20 protein-coding genes are annotated in these 19,490 nt (G+C 72.2%); 11 read left to right on the forward strand and 9 right to left on the reverse strand.

The genetic code is table 11. The annotated features are described in order from the left end of the window. Positions 1-11 precede the first annotated feature (11 nt). Together ASF78_RS09585 and ASF78_RS09590 are read left to right on the forward strand one after the other, a co-directional pair. Positions 12-1,502, forward strand: a complete 1,491-nt coding sequence (locus ASF78_RS09585) for a leucyl aminopeptidase (protein WP_056587346.1) — start codon at positions 12-14, stop codon at positions 1,500-1,502. Then, positions 1,499-2,380 carry a cation transporter gene (locus tag ASF78_RS09590; RefSeq protein ID WP_056587349.1) on the forward strand — a complete coding sequence of 294 codons (882 nt, stop codon included), beginning with the start codon at positions 1,499-1,501 and terminating at the stop codon, positions 2,378-2,380. Before ASF78_RS09585 ends, ASF78_RS09590 begins: the two co-directional genes overlap by 4 nt. A gap of 30 nt (positions 2,381-2,410) precedes the next feature. Here ASF78_RS09590 and ASF78_RS09595 read toward each other — a convergent pair whose 3' ends face one another. From ASF78_RS09595 to ASF78_RS09610, 4 genes are all read right to left on the reverse strand, one after another. Next, complete coding sequence (locus ASF78_RS09595; RefSeq protein ID WP_056587352.1) at positions 2,411-3,175, reverse strand: ABC transporter permease; 765 nt, start codon at positions 3,173-3,175, stop codon at positions 2,411-2,413. Then, complete coding sequence (locus ASF78_RS09600) at positions 3,172-3,954, reverse strand: ABC transporter ATP-binding protein (RefSeq protein WP_056587355.1); 783 nt, start codon at positions 3,952-3,954, stop codon at positions 3,172-3,174. Before ASF78_RS09600 ends, ASF78_RS09595 begins: the two co-directional genes overlap by 4 nt. Before the next feature lie 23 nt (positions 3,955-3,977). Further along, positions 3,978-4,826 carry a DUF4097 family beta strand repeat-containing protein gene (locus ASF78_RS09605; RefSeq protein ID WP_056587358.1) on the reverse strand — a complete coding sequence of 283 codons (849 nt, stop codon included), beginning with the start codon at positions 4,824-4,826 and terminating at the stop codon, positions 3,978-3,980. 77 nt (positions 4,827-4,903) lie between these two features. Further along, a complete protein-coding gene (locus ASF78_RS09610; protein WP_056587361.1) occupies positions 4,904-5,392 on the reverse strand; it encodes a hypothetical protein in 489 nt (162 codons plus the stop codon). Between the two features lie 148 nt (positions 5,393-5,540). Here ASF78_RS09610 and ASF78_RS09615 point away from each other — a divergent pair, with 148 nt between their 5' ends. Together ASF78_RS09615 and ASF78_RS09620 are read left to right on the forward strand one after the other, a co-directional pair. Beyond that, on the forward strand, positions 5,541-5,786 hold the full coding sequence (locus ASF78_RS09615) for an AbrB/MazE/SpoVT family DNA-binding domain-containing protein (protein WP_056587363.1): 246 nt from the start codon (positions 5,541-5,543) through the stop codon (positions 5,784-5,786). Beyond that, complete coding sequence (locus ASF78_RS09620) at positions 5,783-6,151, forward strand: type II toxin-antitoxin system VapC family toxin (RefSeq protein ID WP_056587366.1); 369 nt, start codon at positions 5,783-5,785, stop codon at positions 6,149-6,151. Before ASF78_RS09615 ends, ASF78_RS09620 begins: the two co-directional genes overlap by 4 nt. Positions 6,152-6,166: 15 nt before the next feature. On the opposite strand, the gene ASF78_RS09625 is transcribed toward ASF78_RS09620, so the two are convergent. Beyond that, on the reverse strand, positions 6,167-6,817 hold the full coding sequence (locus ASF78_RS09625) for a GntR family transcriptional regulator (protein ID WP_056587368.1): 651 nt from the start codon (positions 6,815-6,817) through the stop codon (positions 6,167-6,169). 103 nt (positions 6,818-6,920) lie between these two features. Between ASF78_RS09625 and ASF78_RS09630 the strand changes: the two genes are divergently transcribed. Next, positions 6,921-7,637 carry an alpha/beta fold hydrolase gene (locus tag ASF78_RS09630; protein WP_056587372.1) on the forward strand — a complete coding sequence of 239 codons (717 nt, stop codon included), beginning with the start codon at positions 6,921-6,923 and terminating at the stop codon, positions 7,635-7,637. A 91-nt stretch (positions 7,638-7,728) separates the two neighbouring features. Further along, entirely contained in the window at positions 7,729-9,237 is a 1,509-nt protein-coding gene (locus tag ASF78_RS09635; RefSeq protein ID WP_056587376.1) for a PQQ-binding-like beta-propeller repeat protein, read from the forward strand. Here the strand turns inward: ASF78_RS09635 and ASF78_RS09640 are convergent. Then, positions 9,234-10,805: an AbgT family transporter gene (locus ASF78_RS09640; protein WP_056587379.1), complete on the reverse strand. Its 1,572-nt coding sequence runs from the start codon at positions 10,803-10,805 to the stop codon at positions 9,234-9,236. The genes ASF78_RS09635 and ASF78_RS09640 overlap by 4 nt on opposite strands. Before the next feature lie 85 nt (positions 10,806-10,890). Between ASF78_RS09640 and ASF78_RS09645 the strand changes: the two genes are divergently transcribed. Together ASF78_RS09645 and ASF78_RS09650 are read left to right on the forward strand one after the other, a co-directional pair. Next, positions 10,891-11,859: an aldo/keto reductase gene (locus ASF78_RS09645; protein ID WP_056587382.1), complete on the forward strand. Its 969-nt coding sequence runs from the start codon at positions 10,891-10,893 to the stop codon at positions 11,857-11,859. Next, positions 11,856-12,713, forward strand: coding sequence for an NAD(P)-dependent oxidoreductase (locus ASF78_RS09650; protein WP_056587385.1), 858 nt, complete (start codon positions 11,856-11,858; stop codon positions 12,711-12,713). The genes ASF78_RS09645 and ASF78_RS09650 overlap by 4 nt, the downstream gene beginning before the upstream one ends. Before the next feature lie 16 nt (positions 12,714-12,729). Here ASF78_RS09650 and ASF78_RS09655 read toward each other — a convergent pair whose 3' ends face one another. The 3 genes from ASF78_RS09655 to ASF78_RS09665 all read right to left on the reverse strand — a co-directional run bounded on the left by ASF78_RS09655 (position 12,730) and on the right by ASF78_RS09665 (position 14,796). Beyond that, entirely contained in the window at positions 12,730-13,953 is a 1,224-nt protein-coding gene (locus ASF78_RS09655) for a type II toxin-antitoxin system HipA family toxin (RefSeq protein ID WP_056587388.1), read from the reverse strand. Then, complete coding sequence (locus ASF78_RS09660; RefSeq protein ID WP_162243349.1) at positions 13,950-14,195, reverse strand: helix-turn-helix domain-containing protein; 246 nt, start codon at positions 14,193-14,195, stop codon at positions 13,950-13,952. Before ASF78_RS09660 ends, ASF78_RS09655 begins: the two co-directional genes overlap by 4 nt. A 112-nt stretch (positions 14,196-14,307) precedes the next feature. Next, positions 14,308-14,796 (reverse strand): DUF6493 family protein, encoded by a 489-nt coding sequence (locus ASF78_RS09665; protein WP_056587393.1) that lies wholly within the window; start codon positions 14,794-14,796, stop codon positions 14,308-14,310. A 184-nt stretch (positions 14,797-14,980) separates the two neighbouring features. Between ASF78_RS09665 and ASF78_RS09670 the strand changes: the two genes are divergently transcribed. Genes ASF78_RS09670 through ASF78_RS09680 form a run of 3 tightly spaced genes read left to right on the forward strand, consistent with a single transcriptional unit; the run spans position 14,981 to position 19,461 of the window. Further along, positions 14,981-16,012 carry a semialdehyde dehydrogenase gene (locus tag ASF78_RS09670; RefSeq protein ID WP_056587399.1) on the forward strand — a complete coding sequence of 344 codons (1,032 nt, stop codon included), beginning with the start codon at positions 14,981-14,983 and terminating at the stop codon, positions 16,010-16,012. Next, positions 16,009-17,175, forward strand: coding sequence for an NAD(P)/FAD-dependent oxidoreductase (locus ASF78_RS09675; protein ID WP_056587404.1), 1,167 nt, complete (start codon positions 16,009-16,011; stop codon positions 17,173-17,175). Before ASF78_RS09670 ends, ASF78_RS09675 begins: the two co-directional genes overlap by 4 nt. Before the next feature lie 30 nt (positions 17,176-17,205). Then, positions 17,206-19,461, forward strand: coding sequence for a SpoIIE family protein phosphatase (locus ASF78_RS09680; protein WP_056587407.1), 2,256 nt, complete (start codon positions 17,206-17,208; stop codon positions 19,459-19,461). The last annotated feature ends 29 nt before the right edge of the window (positions 19,462-19,490 follow it).

Genomic DNA, 19,490 nt, shown 5'->3' on the forward strand with positions numbered 1-19,490 from the left:
GGAGCACGATCATGCCGTTCGACCCGATCCCGTCCCGCGCCCGGTTCGAGGAGCTGTCCGTCCGGGTGGCCGCACCCGGCGCCGGTGCCGGCCGCGCCCTCGGGCTCGCCGTGACCGCGACCGGGGAGGTCCCGTCCGGGGTGCCGCTCGACCGTGCCGCGCTCACCGAGTGGGGGTTCCGCGGCGCCGTGGGCGAGACGCTGATCCTGCCGCGCGACGGCGGTGCCGTCATCGCGACGGGCGTCGGCGACGAGCCGTCGGAGGCCGCCCTGCGCGACGCCGCCGCGGCGTTCGCGCGAGCGGCCGGTCGCGACGACGTCCTGACCACCGACCTCGCCGGGGCGGGAGTCTCCGTGGAGGCCGCCGCGCAGGCCGTCGTCGAGGGCATCCTGCTCGGCCGGTACCGCTACGACGCCCTCAAGTCCGACCCGTCCACGGTCCCCGTGCGCGAGATCGTGCTCCTCGTCGAGGACGCGTCCGCTGACGACGCGCGCCGCGGTGCCGACCGCGGGGTCGTCATCGCGCGGGCCGCCTCCCTGTCGCGCGACCTGGCCAGCACCCCCGCCGGGCACCTCACCGCGCCGGACCTCGCCGACGTCGCCGTCTGGCTGGCCGGTGAGCACGGGCTCGACATCGAGGTGTTCGACGAGGAGGCGCTGGTCGAGATGGGCTGCGGCGGGCTCCTCGGCGTGAACGCCGGGTCGGTGGTGGAGCCGCGCATGATCGTGATCCGGTACGTCCCGTCGCCCGATGTCACAGCGAGCCGCCCGCAGCATCTTGCCTTCGTCGGCAAGGGCATCACCTACGACTCCGGCGGCATCAGCCTCAAGCCGTCCAACGCCATGCACGCCGCGATGAAGATGGACATGAGCGGCGCCGGCGCGGTGCTCGCGGCGATGACGGCGCTCGCGGACCTCGACGTCCCGGTCGCGGTCAGCGCGTACCTGGCCTGTACGGACAACATGCCGTCGGGCTCGGCGACGAAGCTGGGCGACGTGCTGACCAGCCGCAGCGGCCGCACGATCGAGGTGGTCAACACGGACGCCGAGGGGCGTCTGGTCATGGCCGACGCGATCGCGCTGGCCAACGAGGACGGAGTCGACGCCATCGTCGACATCGCCACGCTCACGGGAGCCGCCCTGGCCGCGCTCGGCATGATGACCGCGGCCGTCATCGGCAACGACGACAGGATTCTCGACCTGGTCGAGGCGGCAGCGCAACGCACCGACGAGCAGGTCTGGCGGCTGCCGCTGGACCGCCGGTACCGCAAGCAGCTGGACTCCGAGGTCGCGGACATCAAGAACCTCGGCGGCGAGTACGCGGGGGCGATCACCGCGGCACTGTTCCTGGCCGAGTGGGTCGGGGACACCCCGTGGGCGCACCTCGACATCGCGGGCACCATGCGGTCGGAGGCGGACGACGCCTGGCGGACGAAGGGGGCGACCGGCTTCGGCGCCCGGCTGCTGCTGGAGGTCGCGTCGACGTTCTCTGCCGCGCGGTGAACGAGCGGCGCGCGCTCCACGAGTCGATCGCGGGGGCTGCCGTCCTGGGCAGCCTCGCGGTCGTCTGGGGGATCGCCGCCCAGTCGCGCGTGCTGCTGTTCGACGGTGCCTTCATCCTGCTCGGCATCGTGCTGTCCGCGCTCTCGCTCATGGCCTCGCGGGCGGCGGCCGACGTGCCGAGCGCGCGCTTCCCGTTCGGCAAGGCGGCCGTCACGCCCCTGGCGATCGCGGTGCAGGGCGTGGCGCTGCTCGGCACGCTGCTCTACGCCGCGGTCGACGCCGTCGCGGTCATCACGGCCGGCGGGGCCGACGTCGAACCCGGCACGGTCCTCGCGTACGGGCTGATCACCATGACCTGCTCCTACGCGCTCGCCCGCTGGCTCACCCACCGCGCCCCGGACTCGGAGCTCGTGGCCGCGGAGGTGGCCCAGTGGCGGGCGGGCGCGCTGCTGAGCCTGGTGTTCGCCGTCGGCGGCGGACTGGCGCTCGCCCTGGCGGACGTGGGTGACGTCGTGCGGTACGTCGACCCGGTCCTCGTCCTGGTGGCCTGCCTGGTCCTGCTGCCGATCCCGCTGCGGCTGCTGCGCGCCGCTGGCCTCGAGCTGCTGGAGGCCCGACCACCCGCCGAGGTGCGGCGGGTGCTGGCCGAGGCCGTGACGTCGGTGCGGGAGGAGTTCGGGCTCGACGAGCCGTTCGTCCGGGCCACCAAGCTGGGCAGCCGCCTCTACGTCGAGGTCGACTTCGTCGTCGCGGAGGGGGCGTGGGACGTGACCGGGGAGGACCGCGTCCGCCGCGCGCTCATCGGCCGGCTCGAACCGCTCGGGTACGACCTGTGGGCGAACGTCGAGCTGACAGCCGACCCGACGCTGGCGCGGTGACCGGGTCACCGCGCCAGCTCCGGGCGGCGGTCAGCTGATCTTGCGGCGGTACGTGCGCATCGCGAAGACGTACGCGACGACGAGGATGCCGACACACCAGGCCAGCGCGACCCAGATGTCGCTGCCCACCGGCTGCCCGGCGAACAGGTCCTGGATCGTGTTGACGATCGACGTCACCGGCTGGTTCTCCGCGAACCAGCGCACCGGACCGGACATCGTCTCCGTCGGGACGAAGGCCGAGCTGATGAACGGCAGGAAGATCAGCGGGTAGGAGAACCCTGCGGCACCGTCGACGGACTTCGCCGAGAGGCCCGCGATGACGGCGACCCAGGTGAGCGCCAGGGTGAACAGGGTCAGGATCCCGGCCACCGCGAGCCACGCACCGATCCCGGCCGACGTGCGGAACCCCATGAGCAGACCGACGACGACGATGATCGCGATGGTGATCCCGTTGGAGGCCAGCGACGTGAGCACGTGCGCCCACAGCACCGACGGCCGCGAGATCGGCATCGAGTGGAACCGTTCGAAGATGCCGCTCTGCAGGTCGGTGAACAGCCGGACGGCCGTATAGGCGATGCCCGACGCGATCGCGATCAGCAGGATGCCCGGCAGCAGGTAGTTGACGTAGTTCTCCGTGCCCGACGAGATCGCGCCGCCGAAGACGTAGACGAACAGCAGCATCAGGGCGATCGGCGTGACCGCGGTCGTGATGATCGTGTCGACGCTGCGGGTGATGTGCCGCAGGGAGCGACCGGTCAGGTCGGTGGTGTCGCTGAAGAAGTGCGTGGTGGTCATGACAGGTCCTCACTGAGCTCGTTGGTGGTGCTTCCGGTGCCGACGAGCGCGAGGAAGATCTCCTCCAGCGTCGGCTGCTTCTCGACGTACTCGACGGTCGCCGGGGGGAGCAGCGCCTTGAGCTCGGTGAGCGTCCCGTTGGCGATGATGCGGCCCTGGTGCAGGATCGCGATCCGGTCCGCCAGCTGCTCCGCCTCGTCGAGGTACTGCGTGGTCAGCAGGACGGTCGTCCCCTGCGTGGCGAGCTCTTTGATGACCTGCCACACCTCGATGCGCGCCTCCGGGTCGAGACCGGTGGTCGGCTCGTCGAGGAAGAGCACCTTCGGCTGCCCGATGAGGCTCATCGCGATGTCGAGCCGACGACGCATGCCGCCGGAGTACGTCGACACCCGGCGCGAGCCCGCCTCGGTGAGGCTGAAGCGCGCGAGGAGGTCGTCGGCGATCTGGTCGGTGTTCTTCAGGTGCCGCAGCCTGGCGACCAGCACCAGGTTCTCCTTGCCGGAGAGGATCTCGTCGACCGCGGCGAACTGCCCGGTCAGGCTGATGGACTCCCGGACGCCGAGCGCGTCCGTCGCGACGTCGGACCCGGCGACGACTGCCGTGCCGGCGTCCTGCTTCAGGAGCGTCGACAGGATCCGGATCATCGTGGTCTTGCCGGCGCCGTTCGATCCGAGGAGGGCGAAGATGCTGCCCGGTGCGACGTCGAAGTCGACGCCGCGCAGGACGTGCAGGTCGTTGTAGGACTTCTCGATGGCCTTGACCTGGATGGCAGGTGACATGGCGGTTGCTCCTTCTTCTGGTCTCATCGGGTGGCGCGCTGGACGGTGATGTTGCCCGCCTGGGTGCGGGCGCGGACGGCGACGGACTGCTCGGACTCGTCGGGGGCACGGTTGCCCTCGAGCTGGTTGCGGACGTGACCGCTCTTGGAGGACAGGTCGAGCCAGGCGGGGACGCCGTCCCGCACCCCGAGCGTGATCTGCCCGTACCCGCTCTCCACCTGGATGGAGCCGCTCGAGATCTCGTGCAGCTGGATGCTGCCGTAGGAGGTCTTCGTCGTGACCGAGCCGAGCGCCCTCGTGATGTCCAGGTCGCCGTAGGACAGCCGGGCGTCGAGGTCGCCGCCGGACTCCCCGACCTGCACGGACCCGTGCGACGCCTTGAGGACGGCGTCACCGGTGACGGTGCCGATGCGGATCTGGCCGTGGTCGGCGGTGATCTCGACGGAGCCGTCCGCGGTGCCGACGGTCGCGTTGCCGTGCCCGGCGCGCAGCCACAGGTCACCCGTGGAGTCGATGTCGACCGGTCCCATCGAGCACTTGATCCGGGTGGCGCCGAGGCGTCCGACGGTGCGGACGCCGCCCATCGAGCTCTCGGCGGTGAGCCGCGAGCCGGCGGGCACCTCGACGCGGACGTCGACCGACTCGCTCGGGCCGATGAAGCTGAAGCGCGGCTTCGGGCCGGTGATCGTGAGCACCCCGGCGGCGAAGTCGACCGTGGTCTCCTCCGCGCCGCGGCGGTCGACGGCCTTCGCCGGGTTGGTCGGGGTGACCGTCACGACGGTGTCGGTGCGGTCGCCGGTGACGATCTCGATCTCGCCCACCGGCAGGTGGATCGCGACGTCGATCGGGGTGGGCGTGGGGTACGTGGGCATGCTGACGCCTGCCTTCCTCTGGGTGTGCTCGACCGGCCCCGCGGGTCTGCGTGGCTGGTGGGTCTGTGGGCTGGGGTCTAGCGTGCCCAGCCGGCGAAGCTGTCGCCGGTGCGCAGCGTGCGCTGCGCGGATCGTCGTTGCTTGGGCTGGAGTGCGGCGGCGACCGCCCGCACCAGCCACGTGTTGACGGACAGCCCGTCCGCCACGGCCGCCTCGTCGACCTTCGCCTTCAGGGCGTCCGGCAGGCGGAGCGTCGTGCGCGAGGTGCTCACGTCGTCGAGGTCCACGGAGGCCGCGGGCTCGTCGTCGCTGTCGGGCTCGGTGCTGGCCTGAGTCACGACGAACTCGACCTCACGGCCACGGAGCCGCAGGTCGACCGAGCCGGGTGCCAGGTCGCGGGTGATCTCCCCGGCCGCGGCCGAGAGGACGTCGAGCAGCACGAGCCGCGCGGCGGAGTCGAGGCCGGCGACGAGCCGTTCGGCGACCGCGCGGGTCTCGTCCGTGCCGTGCTCCGCGGACTCCAGCAGCTGGCGCTGCAGGTCGTTGACGTGCTGTCCCAGGTCCATGGCACCAGCATGACACCACCGTGGTGTCAGGTCAAGCGGTTGTGGTGTCAGATTGTGCCGAAGTGGTGTCACGTGGCTCCGCTGGGCCTGACGGTGCAGGTCAGACGCCCTATGCCCACTTCCGGAGCCCTGGTGGTACCTTGACGCCATGAGTGGGACATACGCCGCCGTGATGGGAGATCGAGGGCGACTCGTGGTGCCCGCGGACCTCCGGGCTCATCTCGGTCTCGACGAGGGAGCGGCGGTCATCCTGGTCGAGACGCCGGGTGGTGTCGTCCTGATGACGCGGGACCAGGCCAGGCAGTCGATCGCGCGCCAGCTGGCTGGCGCCGACCTCGTCTCGCAGCTGCTGGAGGACCGACGCCGGGACGCGTCACGCGAGGACCGGGCGTGACCGCTGTGCTCGACGCCTCCGCCCTGCTGGCGTTCCTGCAGGCGGAGAGCGGGTCCGAGGTCGTCGAGCGGGAGCTCGAGGCCGGTGCGCAGTGCTCGGCGGTGAACTGGTCCGAGGTCGTCCAGAAGCTGCGCGCGAGAGGCGTCGACTGGGGTGTCGCGCACGCCGTGCTCAGCAGCTACGGCCTGCGGATCGTCGACGCGACGGGCGAGGACGCCGTCTGGGCGGCGCAGCGGTGGACGTCGGGAGAAGGGCTGTCGATCGCGGACCGCTTCTGCCTCGCCCTCGGTGCGCGCACCGGTGAGGTGGTCTTCACGGCAGATGCGGCGTGGGGCTCGTCGGACGGGGTGCGGCAGATCCGCTGAGGCGCTGCGCCCTCGTCACTCCGCCGCCGTCGGGAGGGTGTGCCAGGTGTCGAACGCGACCGCCGCCGCGGCGTCGACGTCGCCCGCGGCGCAGGCCCGGATCAGCTCGTCGTGGCGGTCGGGGGAGCGTCGGCCGTCGGCCGAGGCGAACCGCAGCCGCTCGATCCTGCGCAGCACGGGCATGTACTGCTCGAGGACCGCGGCGGCCGCCCGGTTGCCGGCGACGGCCACCGGGACGGCGTGGAGCTCGTCGTCGGCGTCGAGCGCGGCGTCGATGTCGCCGGCGTCGAGGGCGTCGCTGAACCGGCGTGCGGCGTCGCGCATCGCGTCGACGTCGACGGACGTGATGCGGGCGACCGCCTCGCGGACCGCCAGCTCGTGCATGGCGGCGACGACGTCCCGCGCGTCCCGCGTGGACCGCTCGTCGAGCGAGCTGACGACCGTCGACCGCCCCGGTCGCGCGACCACGAGCCCACCCTGGGCGAGCCGGAGGAGGGCCTCGCGCACGGGGGTGCGGCTCACACCGAGCCACGTCGCGAGCTCGCCGTCCCGGAGCTGCTCGCCGGGGGCGAACGTGCCGTCGGTGATCGCGTCGCGCAGGCGGCGGTAGACGTCGTCGCGGAGCAGGGAGCGGTCGACCGGAGGGCGGTCCGAGGGAACGGGCACGGCTCCATGGTGACAGGGTCTTGACCGACTGTCGGCAGTACGCAATATATTGCATACCGAACGTGTTGCAGAAATCGTCCCCACCCACGAGAGGAAGACCCCCATGAGCAAGCAGACCATCGTCCTGGTCCACGGCGCCTACGCGGACTCGTCGAGCTGGAACGGCTCCGTCGACGCCCTGCAGGAAGCCGGCCACCGCGTGATCGCCGTCGCGAACCCCCTGCGCGGACTGGAGAGCGACGGCGACTACCTGCGCAGCGTCCTGGAGACCATCGACGGCCCCGTCGTCGTCGCCGGCCACTCCTACGGCGGGTCCGTCATGAGCCACGCGGCCGACGGCAACCCGAACGTCACCGCCCTCGTCTACGTCGCGAGCTTCCTCGCCGAGGTCGGCGAGAGCCTGCTCGAGCTCGTCGAGAAGTTCCCCGGCGCCCAGCTGGGCGGTGCCGCCGTCCCGACGCCGTACCGCACGCCGGACGGCAGCACGGAGACGGAGCTGACCATCGACCCCGAGCGCTTCCCGGCGCTGTTCGCCGGTGACGTGGACCCGGACGTGGCCCGACGGATGGCCGCCACGCAGCGCCCCCTCGCGCTCGCCGCCTTCACCGCTCCGGCGACGCGCGCCGCCTGGCGGTCGATCGAGTCGTGGGTGCTGCTCGCCGCGCAGGACCTCGCCGTCCCCGCCGAGCTGGTGCACTTCATGACCGAGCGGGCCGACGCGCACCTCGTCGAGGTCGACGCGTCCCACGCCGTCACGGTCTCGCAGCCCGGCGCTGTCACCGACCTCATCCTCACCGCGGCGCAGGCGACCGCGCGCTGAGCCACGGATCTCCGACCCCGGGCCTCCGGGGTCGGAGGTCACCCGGTGGGATGGGCCTGCGCCGCCGTGCGTGCAGGTAGCGTCCGGTCGCATGGCGCAGCGCGGCGAGATGGCGGAGGTCGAGCTCGTCGAGCACGACGACGTCGGCGACGTCGAGAACCCTGTCGACCACGTGGACCGTGCCCGCGGTGTGGTCCTCGACCGCGCGCGAGCCGGCCTCGGGTGGATCCGTCGGCACCGGGTGCTCGCCGTCGTGACCGTCGCCGTGACCGTCGCCGCCGTCGCCGTCCCCGCCGCGCTGTCTGCCCGGGCGGAGCGCGCACGCACTGCCGCGCTCGCCGCCCTGCCCGGCGTCCTCCTGCCCCTGGCGTCCGCACCCGACGTGGTGTGGTCGTCGCCCGTCTCCCCGAACAGCTGGACGCTGATGTCCGGCGACCGCGCGTGGGTCCGGGACGACGTCCTGGTCCTGTGGGAGCAGACGGGTGACGCGACGAGCTCGCTGCGGGCGCTCGACGCCCTGACCGGCGACGAGGTCTGGACGAGATCCCTCTCGAGCGTCCCGGACCTGGGAGACCCGGCCAGCAGGTCGACCTACGACCGGACCACCTGTTCCGCGCCCGAGGCCGTCTCCGGACAGGCGGTCGTGGTCTGCCTGGTGGTCGACTCGTGGCAGCTGACCCCCTCCGCCGACGACGCCGAGCCCGACCTGGTCGAGGCTGCCTCCGTGCGACTGCGGGTGTTCGACGTCGCGACGGGCGAGACGGTCCGTGACCGCCCTCTCGGGATCGACTCGTCCTTCGTCGTCGTCGGCACCGACGTCGTCCTCGCGGAGACCAGGTCCGCCGACGGTCCGGCGAGCCTCGTCCGGCTGGACCCGTCGACCGGGACCGAACGATGGAGCGTCGACGTCCCGCACCCGGCCGACGGCGCGGGGGTGGCCACCCCGATCGTCCAGCTGTTCGGCGACGAGATCGGCGTCGGCTGGCTCGGGACCACCGCCCTGTTCACGGCCGACGGGGACGCGACCGGGCAGCTCGACACCGACAGCGTCTGGGAGCTCCGCGGACACCGCATCGCGCCCGTGGGCGGAGGGATCACCCAGCTGCGCGACGTCGACACCGGGCGCGTCCTGGACCTCGGCGGCGCCCGGCCGCAGTGGCTCGCCACGGACGACGGGTCCGTGCCGGGCGTCCTGGTGCTCGAGTCCGAGGACCGGCTCACCGGGCGCGACCTCGCGACGGGCCAACGCGCGTGGCAGGTCGACTGGCCGGCGGAGAGGACGCTGAACCTGGTCGTCGTCGACGGCATGCTCGCGCGTCAGGCCGAGGACGGGCTGACCGTGATCGACCTCGCCGACGGGACACGGCTCTGGCACCGGTCGACGTCGGCCTACGGCCAGAGCATGGTCACCGACGGCCGTCGCCTGCTCGTGATCGAGTCCGTCGTCGGGACGGGACCCGTGGTCACGGCCTACGACGCCCGCGACGGGCGGCGGGTCTGGGAGGTCCCGATCCCGTCCGCCATCCAGAGCCTCGCGGTGGTCGACCACCGACTGTTCGGTGTCGGCAGCGGGGGCGTGGTCGCGCTCGGGACGAGCTAGTCGAGGTAGATCGACGCCCCCGGTCCCAGCGGGATGCCCAGCAGGTACCAGACCACGAGCAGCGCGGACCAGGTGACCAGCAGCACCACGGTGTACGGGAGCATCAGCGAGATGACGGACCCGACGCCGACCTTGCGCCGGTACCGCTCGGCGAAGATCACGATCAGCGCGAAGTACGGCATCAGCGGGGTGGCCACGTTCACGGGTGAGTCGCCCACGCGGTAGGCGGCCATCGCCAGGTCGGGGGAGATACCGAGCTGGATGAACAGGGGCACGAACACGGGCGCGAAGATGGCCCACTTGGGGACGACGCCGCCGATGAAGATGTCGATGATCGCGGTCATGGCGATGAGCCCGAGGATCAGCCAGACGGTGCTGAGGTTGGCGGCCTCGAGGGTGTCGGCCATGTTCACGGCGGCGATGGTGCCGAGGTTCGAGTAGTTGAAGTACGCGATGAACTGGCTGATCACCAGCAGCAGGAAGATCAGGCCGGAGAGGCCGGCGATGGTCTTGGTCATCGGGTTGATGACGTCCATCGAGCCGTGGATGGTGCCGGCGCCCTTGCCGTAGCAGAGCCCCATCACGAAGAAGTACACGAGGATCAGGAAGATGATCGAGTTCAGCAGCGGGGAGTCCTCGATCAGGCTGCCGGTCTCGGGGTTGCGCAGCAGGGCGTTCGGCGGGAGCGAGAGCGCGAGCACGACGGCCGTGGTGGCGAGGAAGCCCCAGAACGCCCAGCGCAGACCGTTCTTCTCCTCGGCGGTGAGCTCGCCCGACGGGGCCTCGTCGGCGACGTCGGAAGGCCCTTCCGACGGGTGGTAGGCGCCCAGGCGTGGCTCGACGAACTTCTCCGTGAGCAGCGTGACGACGACGGTGACCAGCAGCGTGGAGACGATCCCGAAGTACAGGTTGCCGGTGATGGACACGTGGTTGGCGGGGTCGGCGATGGCCTCGTTGGTGATCTCCGAGAGCATCCCGTCGACCGGGGTGATGAGGATGTTCACCGCGAACCCGCCGCCGACACCGGCGAACGCGGCCGCGAGGCCGGCCAGCGGGTGCCGGCCGAGGGACAGGAACACCGCGGCGGCCAGCGGGATGAGCACCAGGTAGCCGGCGTCGGTCGCGATGGAGGACAGCACGCCGAGCAGCACGATGATGAACGTGATCGCCCGCGGCGGCGCGATCTTGACCAGCCGCTTGATGAACGAGGAGATCAGCCCGACCTCCTCGGCCATGCCCACGCCGATCATCGCGACGACGATCACGCCGACCACGCCGAAGTTGTTGAAGTTGGCGACGGGCGACGTGAACACGAACCGCAGACCGTCCGCGTCGAGAAGGCTCTGCGCGGCCACCGTGACGGTGATCGGCTCCTCGGCCCCGATCTGCGCCTGCTCGAACGTGACGGTGCTGCCCATGGCCTGGAAGACGGCCGACAGGACCATGATGAACGCGATGAGGATGAGGAAGATGATCACCGGGTGCGGGACCTTGTTGCCCGCCACCTCGATCCCGTCGAGCACCTTCTGGAGGACCGACCTGCGGGGCGCTACCTCGACCTGGCTCATCTGGGCTCCTTGTCCTGAAACCGCTACGGGGCCGACGCTAGCGCTGGACCCGACATCTCGGACGGCTCCGTGATGGGATGTCGCCATGAAGCCGCCCGTCTACGCACCCGGTCAGCCCGGATGGATCCGCGACCTCGGTCGCACCGGCCTGCAGGTCTCGGCCGTCTGTCTCGGCGGTGGACCGCTCGGAAGCATGCCCGCGCTCTTCGGCCGGGACGTCTCCGCCGACGAGGGCGTCGCCACGGTCCTCGCGGCGCTCGACAGCCCGATCCGCTTCGTCGACACGTCCAACGCGTACAGCGAGGGGGAGAGCGAGCGCCGGATCGGCGCCGCCCTGGTGGAGGCGGGCGGGGTGCCCGACGGCGTCGTCGTCGCCACGAAGGTGGACCCCGCGGGCCGCGACTACTCCGCCGACCGCGTGCGCGCGTCCGTCGCGGAGAGCCGTGCGCGGCTGGGCATCGAGAAGCTCCCCCTGGTGCACCTGCACGACCCGGAGTCGTTCGACTTCGCGGAGATGTCCGCGCCGGGCGGGCCGGTCGAGGCGCTCGTGCAGCTGCGCGACGAGGGCGAGATCGGTGCCATCGGCCTGGCCGGCGGGCGCGTGCAGGAGATCGCGAAGTACCTGGACCTCGGCGTCTTCGACGTCCTGCTCGTGCACAACCGCTGGACGCTGGTCGACCGCAGCGCGGGTCCGCTGCTCGACGAGGCCGTCCGGCAGGGCATGGGCATCCTCAACGCGGCGGTCTACGGCGGCGGGATCCTCGCGTTCCAGGCCGGAGGCCCGACGAGCTACGGCTACCGCCCGGCACCGCCCGAGACGCTCCAGGCGGTCGAGGCGATGCGCCGGGTGTGCTCCGACTTCCACACCGAGCTCGGCACCGCCGCGCTGCAGTTCTCGCTGCGCGACGAGCGGATCGCCTCGACCGTCGTCGGCATGAGCCGGCCGGGGCGCGTCGCCCGCACCCTCGACCTGGCGTCGGAGCCGCTGCCCGACGCGCTGTGGCCCGCGCTCGAAGCCCTGGTCCCGCCGGCGCACGTCTGGCTCGACGCATGAGCCGCGTCGTGGTGACCGGCGGGAGCGGCAAGCTCGGGCGCGCGGTCGTCGAGGACCTCGCGACGCACGGGTACGACGTGGTCAACGTCGACACGGCCCTGCCGCCCGCCGACCAGAAGGCGGTGTTCAGCCGCGTCGACCTCACCGACCTGGGCGAGGTCACCGAGGCGTTCACCGGCATCGACGACCGCTACGACGGCGTCGACGCGGTGGTCCACCTCGCGGCGATCCCCGCGCCCGGTCTGCGCCCGAGCGGTGCGACGTTCGCCAACAACGTCGTCGCCACCCACCACGTGTTCAGCGCCGCCCGCCGCGCCGGCATCAGGAACGTCGTCTGGGCGTCCAGCGAGACCGTCCTCGGGCTGCCGTTCGAGACACCGCCGCCGTACGTCCCCGTCGACGAGGAGTACGCCGTCCGCCCCGAGAGCACCTACTCGCTCGGCAAGGCCGTCGAGGAGGAGATGGCCCGGCACTTCACGCGCTGGGACCCGTCGCTCAAGCTCATCGGCCTGCGGTTCTCCAACGTCATGGACGTCGCCGACTACGCCGCGTTCCCGTCGTTCGCCGCCGACCCCCGCAGCCGCATCTGGAACCTCTGGGGCTACATCGACGCCCGCGACGGCGCCCTCGCGGTCCGGCTCGCGCTCGAGAGCGACCTGACCGGGTTCGAGGCGTTCATCGTCGCTTCCCCCGACACCGTCCTGGAGCGCCCGTCCGCCGAGCTCGTCGCCGAGTACTTCCCTGACGTCCCGGTGCGCCGACCGATCGAGGGCCGCGAGACCCTGCTGTCCATCGACAAGGCCCGTCGCCTGCTCGGCTACGACCCGCAGCACACGTGGCGCGACGAGGTCTGATCGTCGAGCCTCCGGGCTAGCCCATCGGTTCGAGCAGTGCGAGGGCACGGTCTGTGACCGCCTGGGCGACAGGGATGTCGACGTCAGGATCGCCCAGGTCCTCCGCGCTGCGCGCGAGAGCCAGCAACGTGTCTTTCACGACGCCAGCGGCCGTCTCGGCCGACAGCCCCCAGACCTCGGCCTCAGCGGTGAGGTGGTCGGCGGTGATGTAGGGCAGGTAGACCTGCTGGTCGACCGCGTGACCGGCGTGCCGCAGGCGCGACGCGACGAGGAACACCGGCGCGACGTCGTACAGCGGCGTCATCGAGACGTTCGCGGACCGGCTGATGTGCACGGAGTAGTTCTTCGAGTGCGCGTCCCCGTTGCCGATCGCTGCGTTGAACGTCACCTGTGCGAGCAGGTCCGACAGGAACGCGACAGGGTCGAGCGCCTCCGGCGCCGCGAGGGCCGCCAGTGCTGCCAGCCGGCGCTCGCCCGTGCTTGCCTCGTACTTGTCCCGGGCGGCGAGGCCGAGTGCCTGCGTGAAGTCCTCCTGGTGGCTGCGGCGGCCGTCGCGGCGGTCGAACCTCTCGACGACGAGCGCCTCCCGCCCCGCGAACGTCTGCAGGTCCGCCGTGGCGGCCCGAAGTCCGGCGTTCGCGGCGAGCCGGAGCGCCCAGTGCTCGTACCGGATGATCTGGGGGACGACGACCTGCGTGCTGGTCGGCTCGGGCTTGATGAGGTGCGTCGACATCGCACCTGCCGACGGCCACGCCCAGCCCTCCGCGGTCCTGGTGAGAAGCACCTTGTCCTGGACACCGCCCAGGGACGCAGACACCTCCAGGCCGTCCCGGGCGGGGTGGGTGGGCAGGTCACGCACGATCTCGTCGACCTGCTCGCCGGTCAGCGGCGACAGGATGCCGTCTCCGGCCGTGTCGTCGCCGCTGGTGAACTGGATCGCGCCGGCGCACTCGCGTCCGATGTGCGCGAGCAGCGCGAACCCGTCGCCGGGGCGGATCGAGTGCTTGCGCTCGAGGACTGCGCGGACGGTCCCCTCGGGAAGGAGGTTGTCGCAGAACCGTTCGAGCGCATCGCCCTGGACGCGCTTGTCCGTCAGAGCCAGTGACAGGGAGAGCGGGCGTGCGCCGAAGCCGTAGGTACTGAGCGCGGCCTCGGTGAACCGCAGGCGGAGGCGGGCGTTGCGGAGCTGTTCGAGCTCGCCGACGACCTGACCGTGCAGCCACACGGTCAGGATGCTCATCGGGGCGGCTCCACGGTCACGGTCGACCCGCGGGGGACCATGACCAGCTCGTAGCCCTGGACGTCGAGGAGCTGCATGAGCGTGTCCACCTGGGGGCTCGTGCCGCGCTCGAGGCGTGACAGGTGCGGGCGTGAGGAGCTCACGCGCGCCGCCAGCTCGCTCTGGCTGGTGCCCGCTCGCTGTCGGATGGACTGGAGCGCGACACCCAGTGCGCGCTTGGTTCGCGCGCGATACCAACGCATCTGCACAGATTCATCGGGACCTTCCATAAGGATGAATCCTAACAGATTCATTCCGAGTCACAGCCAGATTGAATCTCACCAGATGCAAGGTGCGCACGGTGACCGCATCGACCTACGACGTCCGACGTCGATTCGGAGCGAGGCTCGACCGCAGCCGTTCGAACCACCGGTGCTGGACCGCCGGAAGCTCCAGGCGGAGGGCGCCGGCGCAGGCATCCAGCACACGGTCCCGGTCGAGCGTCCCGTCGGCGACCAGGCGCTCGATGCTCGCCTGCCAACCCTGGCCCGCGTTGCCGCGGTAGCGGTCGAGGTAGGCCAGGTTCACGCGCTTCGTCCCAGGGACCTCGAAGATGCGCCAGAACGTCGACTCGCGCAGCTCGTCGTCGGTGGTCAGCGCGTCACACAGGACCGACGCGTCCATGCCACCTCCCAGCGCGTTGACCATGGCGAGCACGTACTCGTCGTCGTGCTCGAGCGAGTACTCACCGTGCCGCTCACGCCAGCGAACGACCTGGAAGTACGGCTCCCAGACCTGCGTCGTGGCGAGCGCGTGGACGAGGCTGCGGCCCGTCCCGTCGCCCATCCGGTCCAGGTCGGTCACCAGGTGCCGAAGGTGTCGAGGCAGCCTCCGTCGCGACTCTCCCCCGGCCGACCGCATGCGCGTCATGGTAGGCGCGCGGGGGACGGGCCGGCCGTCGATGCGAGCACCTCACCCGGCACCGGGGGTATCAGGAACGGGACGAGGCACCCATTCCGGGCACACCTCGATCCCCAGGAGCCCCCTGATGAGCAGCGCCGTGCCGTTCGCCTTCCTCGTCCACCCGCGTGCCCGCATCGCGGAGGACCTGGCCCGCGCGTGGCGTCCGCTCGGTCGGCTGCCGGAGGGCCTCCTCGACTCCGCGGTGCGGCGGTTGCCGCTCCCGTCGTACGACATGGCGCGGGTGCACCTCGACTCGGCGATCGTCGGTCACGTGCTGCTCGTCCCGTTCGGGGCGAAGCACCTGCTGTCGGAGCCGCACGAGGGCCGGGCGCGCGTCGGTCGGGCGATCGACCACGCCGTCCGGGTCGGTGCGGGGGTCGTCGGGCTCGGGGCGCTCACGGCGACGGTCACGGCCGGGGGAGCGACGCTGCGCCGTCGCACGGACATCGGCGTCACCAACGGCAACGCGTACACGGCAGCCATCGTCGAGGACCAGCTCATGGACCTGCTGGCGGACCTGACGGACCGGCGGGTGGCCGTCGTGGGCGCGACCGGCTCCGTGGGCACCACGCTGGTCCGCCTGCTCGCGCAGTCCGGTGCGGTCGACTCGCTGCTGCTCGTCGCGCGCGGTCGGGCCAAGCTCGACGCGCTCGCCGCGGAGGTGGGCCGCCGCGTGCCGACGACGACGTCGACCGACATCCACGACGTGCGCGACTGCGACGCCGTGGTCCTGCTCACGGCGTCGGCCGACGCACTGCTCGGCGCCGAGCACCTGGCGCCCGGCGCGCGCGTCCTGGACGCGACCCAGCCCCGCAACACCTCGCCGGACCTCGCCGCAGCCCGCCCGGACGTCACTCTCGTCGACGGCGGCGTCGTGCAGGTGCCCGGCATGCACCTGCGCGGAGGGGACATCGGGCTGCCGCGCGGGCAGGCGTACGCGTGCTTCGCGGAGACGTTCCTGCTCGGGCTCGCCGGGCACGTCGGGCACTTCTCGACGGGCGTCCCGACGCTCGACCACGTCGCGCACATCCGCGGCCTGGCCGACCGGTTCGCGCAGCACGGGTTCCGCGCGGCCGCACCGGCGAGCTTCGGCCGGCCGCTCGCAGGTGTCCGGTGAAGCGCGTCGTCATGCTCGGCGGCGGTTACGTGACGCTGCACGCGTACGGCGCCATCGTCCGGCGGCTGCGCGGCGAGCTGCGCCGGGGCGAGGTCGAGATCGTCGTCATCAGCGCGGACACGGTGCACAACTTCCACGGGTTCACCGGCGAGGTCGTCGCGGGGCTGCTGCCGATCGGCCTCACGCAGACGCCGCTGGCGGAGGCGATGCCGAAGGCCCGGGTGCTGCACGCGCGGGTCACGCACGTCGACCTCACGACGAGGACGGTCCGGTTCACCGGCGGCGAGCTCACCTACGACGCACTCGTCGTCGGCACCGGGGGACGCGAGCCGCTCGACGCGGTCGACGGTCTCGCCGGGAACGGGCTCACCCTGCGCGGACCGGGCGACCTGGCCGACCTGCTGCAGCGGGTGCGCGTCGTCGACGCTCCCGTGGTGGTCGTCGGCGGCGGGCTCGCGGGGGTCGAGCTCGCCGCCGCGCTCGCGGCCCGCGTGGCGCAGGTCGTGCTGGTGCAGTCGGCGGACCGGGTGGTGCCCGCGCTGCACGCCGAGCACCCGCGACTGGCCGCACGCTGCACGGCGGAGCTCACGCGGCTCGGTGTCGACGTCCGCACCGGCGTGCGGGTGGACGCGGTCGACGACGACTCGGTGACGCTGTCCGACGGCTCCGAGATCAGGACGCACGTCGTCCTGGCGACCACCGGTCAGCGGGCGGTGGCCCTGCCCGGCCTGGACTCCCTGCCGCGCGACGACCGCGGCCGGCTGGTGACCACCCGCGACCTGCTCGTCGCGCCCGACGTCTGGTCCGCCGGTGACGCCGCGTCCGTCGCGCACCCGCGCAGCGGCCTGCCCGTCACGGCGAACGCGCTGTGGGCGATCAAGGCGGGGGACCAGGTGGGCCGCAACGTCGCGCACACGCTCCGGGGCCGGGCGGGCAAGCCGTTCCGGTACCTCGGGCTCGGTCAGGCGGCGTCGTTCGGGGTCGGCCGCGGGGTCGCGGACCTGTACGGGTTCCCGCTCACCGGGTGGGTGGCGTGGCTGATGCGGGTCGGGTTCTTCCTGCGTTTCATGCCGTCACGCGGCCGTGCGGTGCGGGTCCCGGGCGAGCTCGTCCGACGCTCACGGAGCACCCGGATCCCGGCGCGGGTGGTCGTCCCGCGCTGAGCCCGGCCGACCACGTGACAGGGTTGGCCCATGGCGGACACGGAAGGGACGACGTTCCTCGCGCCCGGCGAGCCGGTCGACCTGGACAACTGCGCTCGCGAGCCCATCCACGTGCCGGGCAGCATCCAGCCGCGCGGGGTCTTCCTGGCCGTCACGGAGCCGGACCTGGTGGTGCGGCACGCGTCGGAGAACGTGCCCGAGATCCTCGGGCACGCGGTCGCCGACGTCCTGGGCCACCCCCTGGAGCGCGTGCTCGGGGCCGACGCAGCCGGCGCGATCGAGCACCACGTCCGCACGTGGGGCAACCTCCGAGCCCGCAACCCGGTGCTGGTCACGGTGGGTGGCGTCGAGCTCGACGTGGTCCTGCACCGCATCCTCAGCGGCGAGAGCACCCTGCTGATCGTCGAGCTGGAACCCGCGTCGGGACCGCGCCCGTTCTCGTTCCCGAACACGTACCAGGCGGTACGGGGTGCGGTCGAGCAGCTCAACCACGCGCACGACCTGGCGCAGCTCTACGAGATCACCGCGCGTGAGGTCCGGGCGCTCACGGGGTTCGACCGTGTGATGATCTACCGCTTCGACGACGAGTACAACGGCGAGGTCGTCGCGGAGGCCAGGCGCCCGGACCTCAACCCGTTCCTGGGCCTGCACTACCCCGCGTCCGACATCCCGCCGCAGGCTCGCGCGCTCTACGAGCAGAGCTGGGTGCGGCTCATCTCCGACGTCGGCTACACCCCGGCACGGATCGTGCCGGGTCTCGACGAGGAGACAGGCCTGCCGCTCGACCTCACGCACTCGATCCTGCGCAGCGTCTCGCCCATCCACATCGAGTACCTGGGCAACATGGGCGTCGCCGCGTCGATGTCGATCTCGCTGCTGCGCGACGGCCGGCTCTGGGGGCTGATCGCGTGCCACCACTACTCGGGCCCGCACGACCCTCCGTACGGGGTGCGTGCAGCGGCGGAGTTCCTCGGCTCCAGCCTGTCGCTGCGTCTGGTGGCGCGCGTCGAGGAGGACGAGCTCGAGGCCCGTGTCCGTGCGGCGCAGACCCTGACGGTGCTGCTGAGCGCCGGCCGGGACCACGACCGCGCGCTGGCGTCCACCCTCGTCGGCAGGACGTCCGTGCTCGACCTCGTCCCGGCGCAGGGTGCGGTCGTCTGCGCGGACGGCGTCGTCGACCACGTCGGGCGCGTCCCCGCCGACCCCACGGCCCTGCTGGCGTGGGTGGCGGAGCAGGACGCCGAGGTCGTCGTCCGCGACGCTCTGCCCGAGCAGGAGCCCGCGCTCGCCGCGCACGTCCCGGAGGTCGCCGGCCTGCTCGCCCTGCGCCTCCCCGACGGGCAGTCGGTCGTGTGGCTCCGGCACGAGGCGGTGCACAACGTCGACTGGGGTGGTGACCCGCACAACAAGGCGATCGCCACCCGCGAGGGCGACGACGTCCGCCTCAGCCCGCGCAAGTCGTTCGCGGCGTGGCGGGAGACCGTGCGAGGGCGCAGCGAGCCGTGGACCGAGCGGGAGGTGCGGTCCGCGGAGGAGCTGCGGGCGCGCCTGCTGGAGGTGCTCCTGGAGCGGTCACGGCTGCAGGTCCGGGCCGCCGAGACCGTGCAGCGCAGCCTGCTGCCGGCGACCGTCCCCGACCCGGAGGGCTGGTCTGTCCACGCCCGCTACGAGCCCGCCGCCGGTGGCAGGGTGGGCGGCGACTGGTACGACGCCCTCGAGCTCCCGGACGGACGGCTCGCGGTGGTGGTCGGTGACGTCGCGGGGCACGGGCTCTCGGCCGCGGCGGCGATGGGACAGCTCCGCAACGCGCTGCGGGCGTACCTGCTCCGCGGCGACTCCCCGGCGCAGACCCTCGCCTCGCTGGACCACGTGGTCCGCTGGACGATGCCGTTCGAGATGGCGACCGTCGTCGTCGCCCTCGTGGACCTGGCCGCGGGCGAGGTCGAGCTCTCGGTCGCGGGCCACCCGCGGCCCCTGCTCCTGTCACCCGGCGGTTCCGCGGAGCTGCTCGAGCTGCCCGTCGACCGGCCGCTCGGCGCCGGGACGGGCGAGCCGCCGACGACGACGCTGACCCTGCCTCCCGGTGGGGGGCTCGTGCTGTACAGCGACGGGCTCGTCGACTCCCGCCAGACCTCGCTGCGCGCGGGGCTGCGGCGTCTGCGCGCCCAGTTCGACGGGAGTGACGGGCGTCCCGTCGACATCGACGAGGTCCTGCGCGAGTGCCGCGACCCCGCGTCGGTGGACGACGTGACGCTGCTGCTGCTCTGCCGGGACGCCGACCAGTAGGGCGACGACGGACGGTCGGGACCGCACTC

It is taken from the genome of Cellulomonas sp. Leaf334 (assembly GCF_001424195.1).
In the GTDB taxonomy this organism is placed as follows: domain Bacteria; phylum Actinomycetota; class Actinomycetes; order Actinomycetales; family Cellulomonadaceae; genus Cellulomonas.

Bases quoted from the DNA above. Each gene is read 5' to 3' on its own strand.
- ASF78_RS09595 (WP_056587352.1), bottom strand. From the start codon at position 3,175: ATGACCACCACGCACTTCTTCAGCGACACCACCGACCTGACCGGTCGC.
- ASF78_RS09605 (WP_056587358.1), bottom strand. From the start codon at position 4,826: ATGCCCACGTACCCCACGCCCACCCCGATCGACGTCGCGATCCACCTG.
- ASF78_RS09680 (WP_056587407.1), top strand. From the start codon at position 17,206: ATGGCGGACACGGAAGGGACGACGTTCCTCGCGCCCGGCGAGCCGGTC.
- ASF78_RS09670 (WP_056587399.1), top strand. From the start codon at position 14,981: ATGAGCAGCGCCGTGCCGTTCGCCTTCCTCGTCCACCCGCGTGCCCGC.
- ASF78_RS09615 (WP_056587363.1), top strand. From the start codon at position 5,541: ATGAGTGGGACATACGCCGCCGTGATGGGAGATCGAGGGCGACTCGTG.
- ASF78_RS09630 (WP_056587372.1), top strand. From the start codon at position 6,921: ATGAGCAAGCAGACCATCGTCCTGGTCCACGGCGCCTACGCGGACTCG.
- ASF78_RS09635 (WP_056587376.1), top strand. From the start codon at position 7,729: ATGGCGCAGCGCGGCGAGATGGCGGAGGTCGAGCTCGTCGAGCACGAC.
- ASF78_RS09600 (WP_056587355.1), bottom strand. From the start codon at position 3,954: ATGTCACCTGCCATCCAGGTCAAGGCCATCGAGAAGTCCTACAACGAC.
- ASF78_RS09585 (WP_056587346.1), top strand. From the start codon at position 12: ATGCCGTTCGACCCGATCCCGTCCCGCGCCCGGTTCGAGGAGCTGTCC.
- ASF78_RS09640 (WP_056587379.1), bottom strand. From the start codon at position 10,805: ATGAGCCAGGTCGAGGTAGCGCCCCGCAGGTCGGTCCTCCAGAAGGTG.
- ASF78_RS09650 (WP_056587385.1), top strand. From the start codon at position 11,856: ATGAGCCGCGTCGTGGTGACCGGCGGGAGCGGCAAGCTCGGGCGCGCG.
- ASF78_RS09660 (WP_162243349.1), bottom strand. From the start codon at position 14,195: ATGCGTTGGTATCGCGCGCGAACCAAGCGCGCACTGGGTGTCGCGCTC.
- ASF78_RS09645 (WP_056587382.1), top strand. From the start codon at position 10,891: ATGAAGCCGCCCGTCTACGCACCCGGTCAGCCCGGATGGATCCGCGAC.
- ASF78_RS09655 (WP_056587388.1), bottom strand. From the start codon at position 13,953: ATGAGCATCCTGACCGTGTGGCTGCACGGTCAGGTCGTCGGCGAGCTC.
- ASF78_RS09610 (WP_056587361.1), bottom strand. From the start codon at position 5,392: ATGGACCTGGGACAGCACGTCAACGACCTGCAGCGCCAGCTGCTGGAG.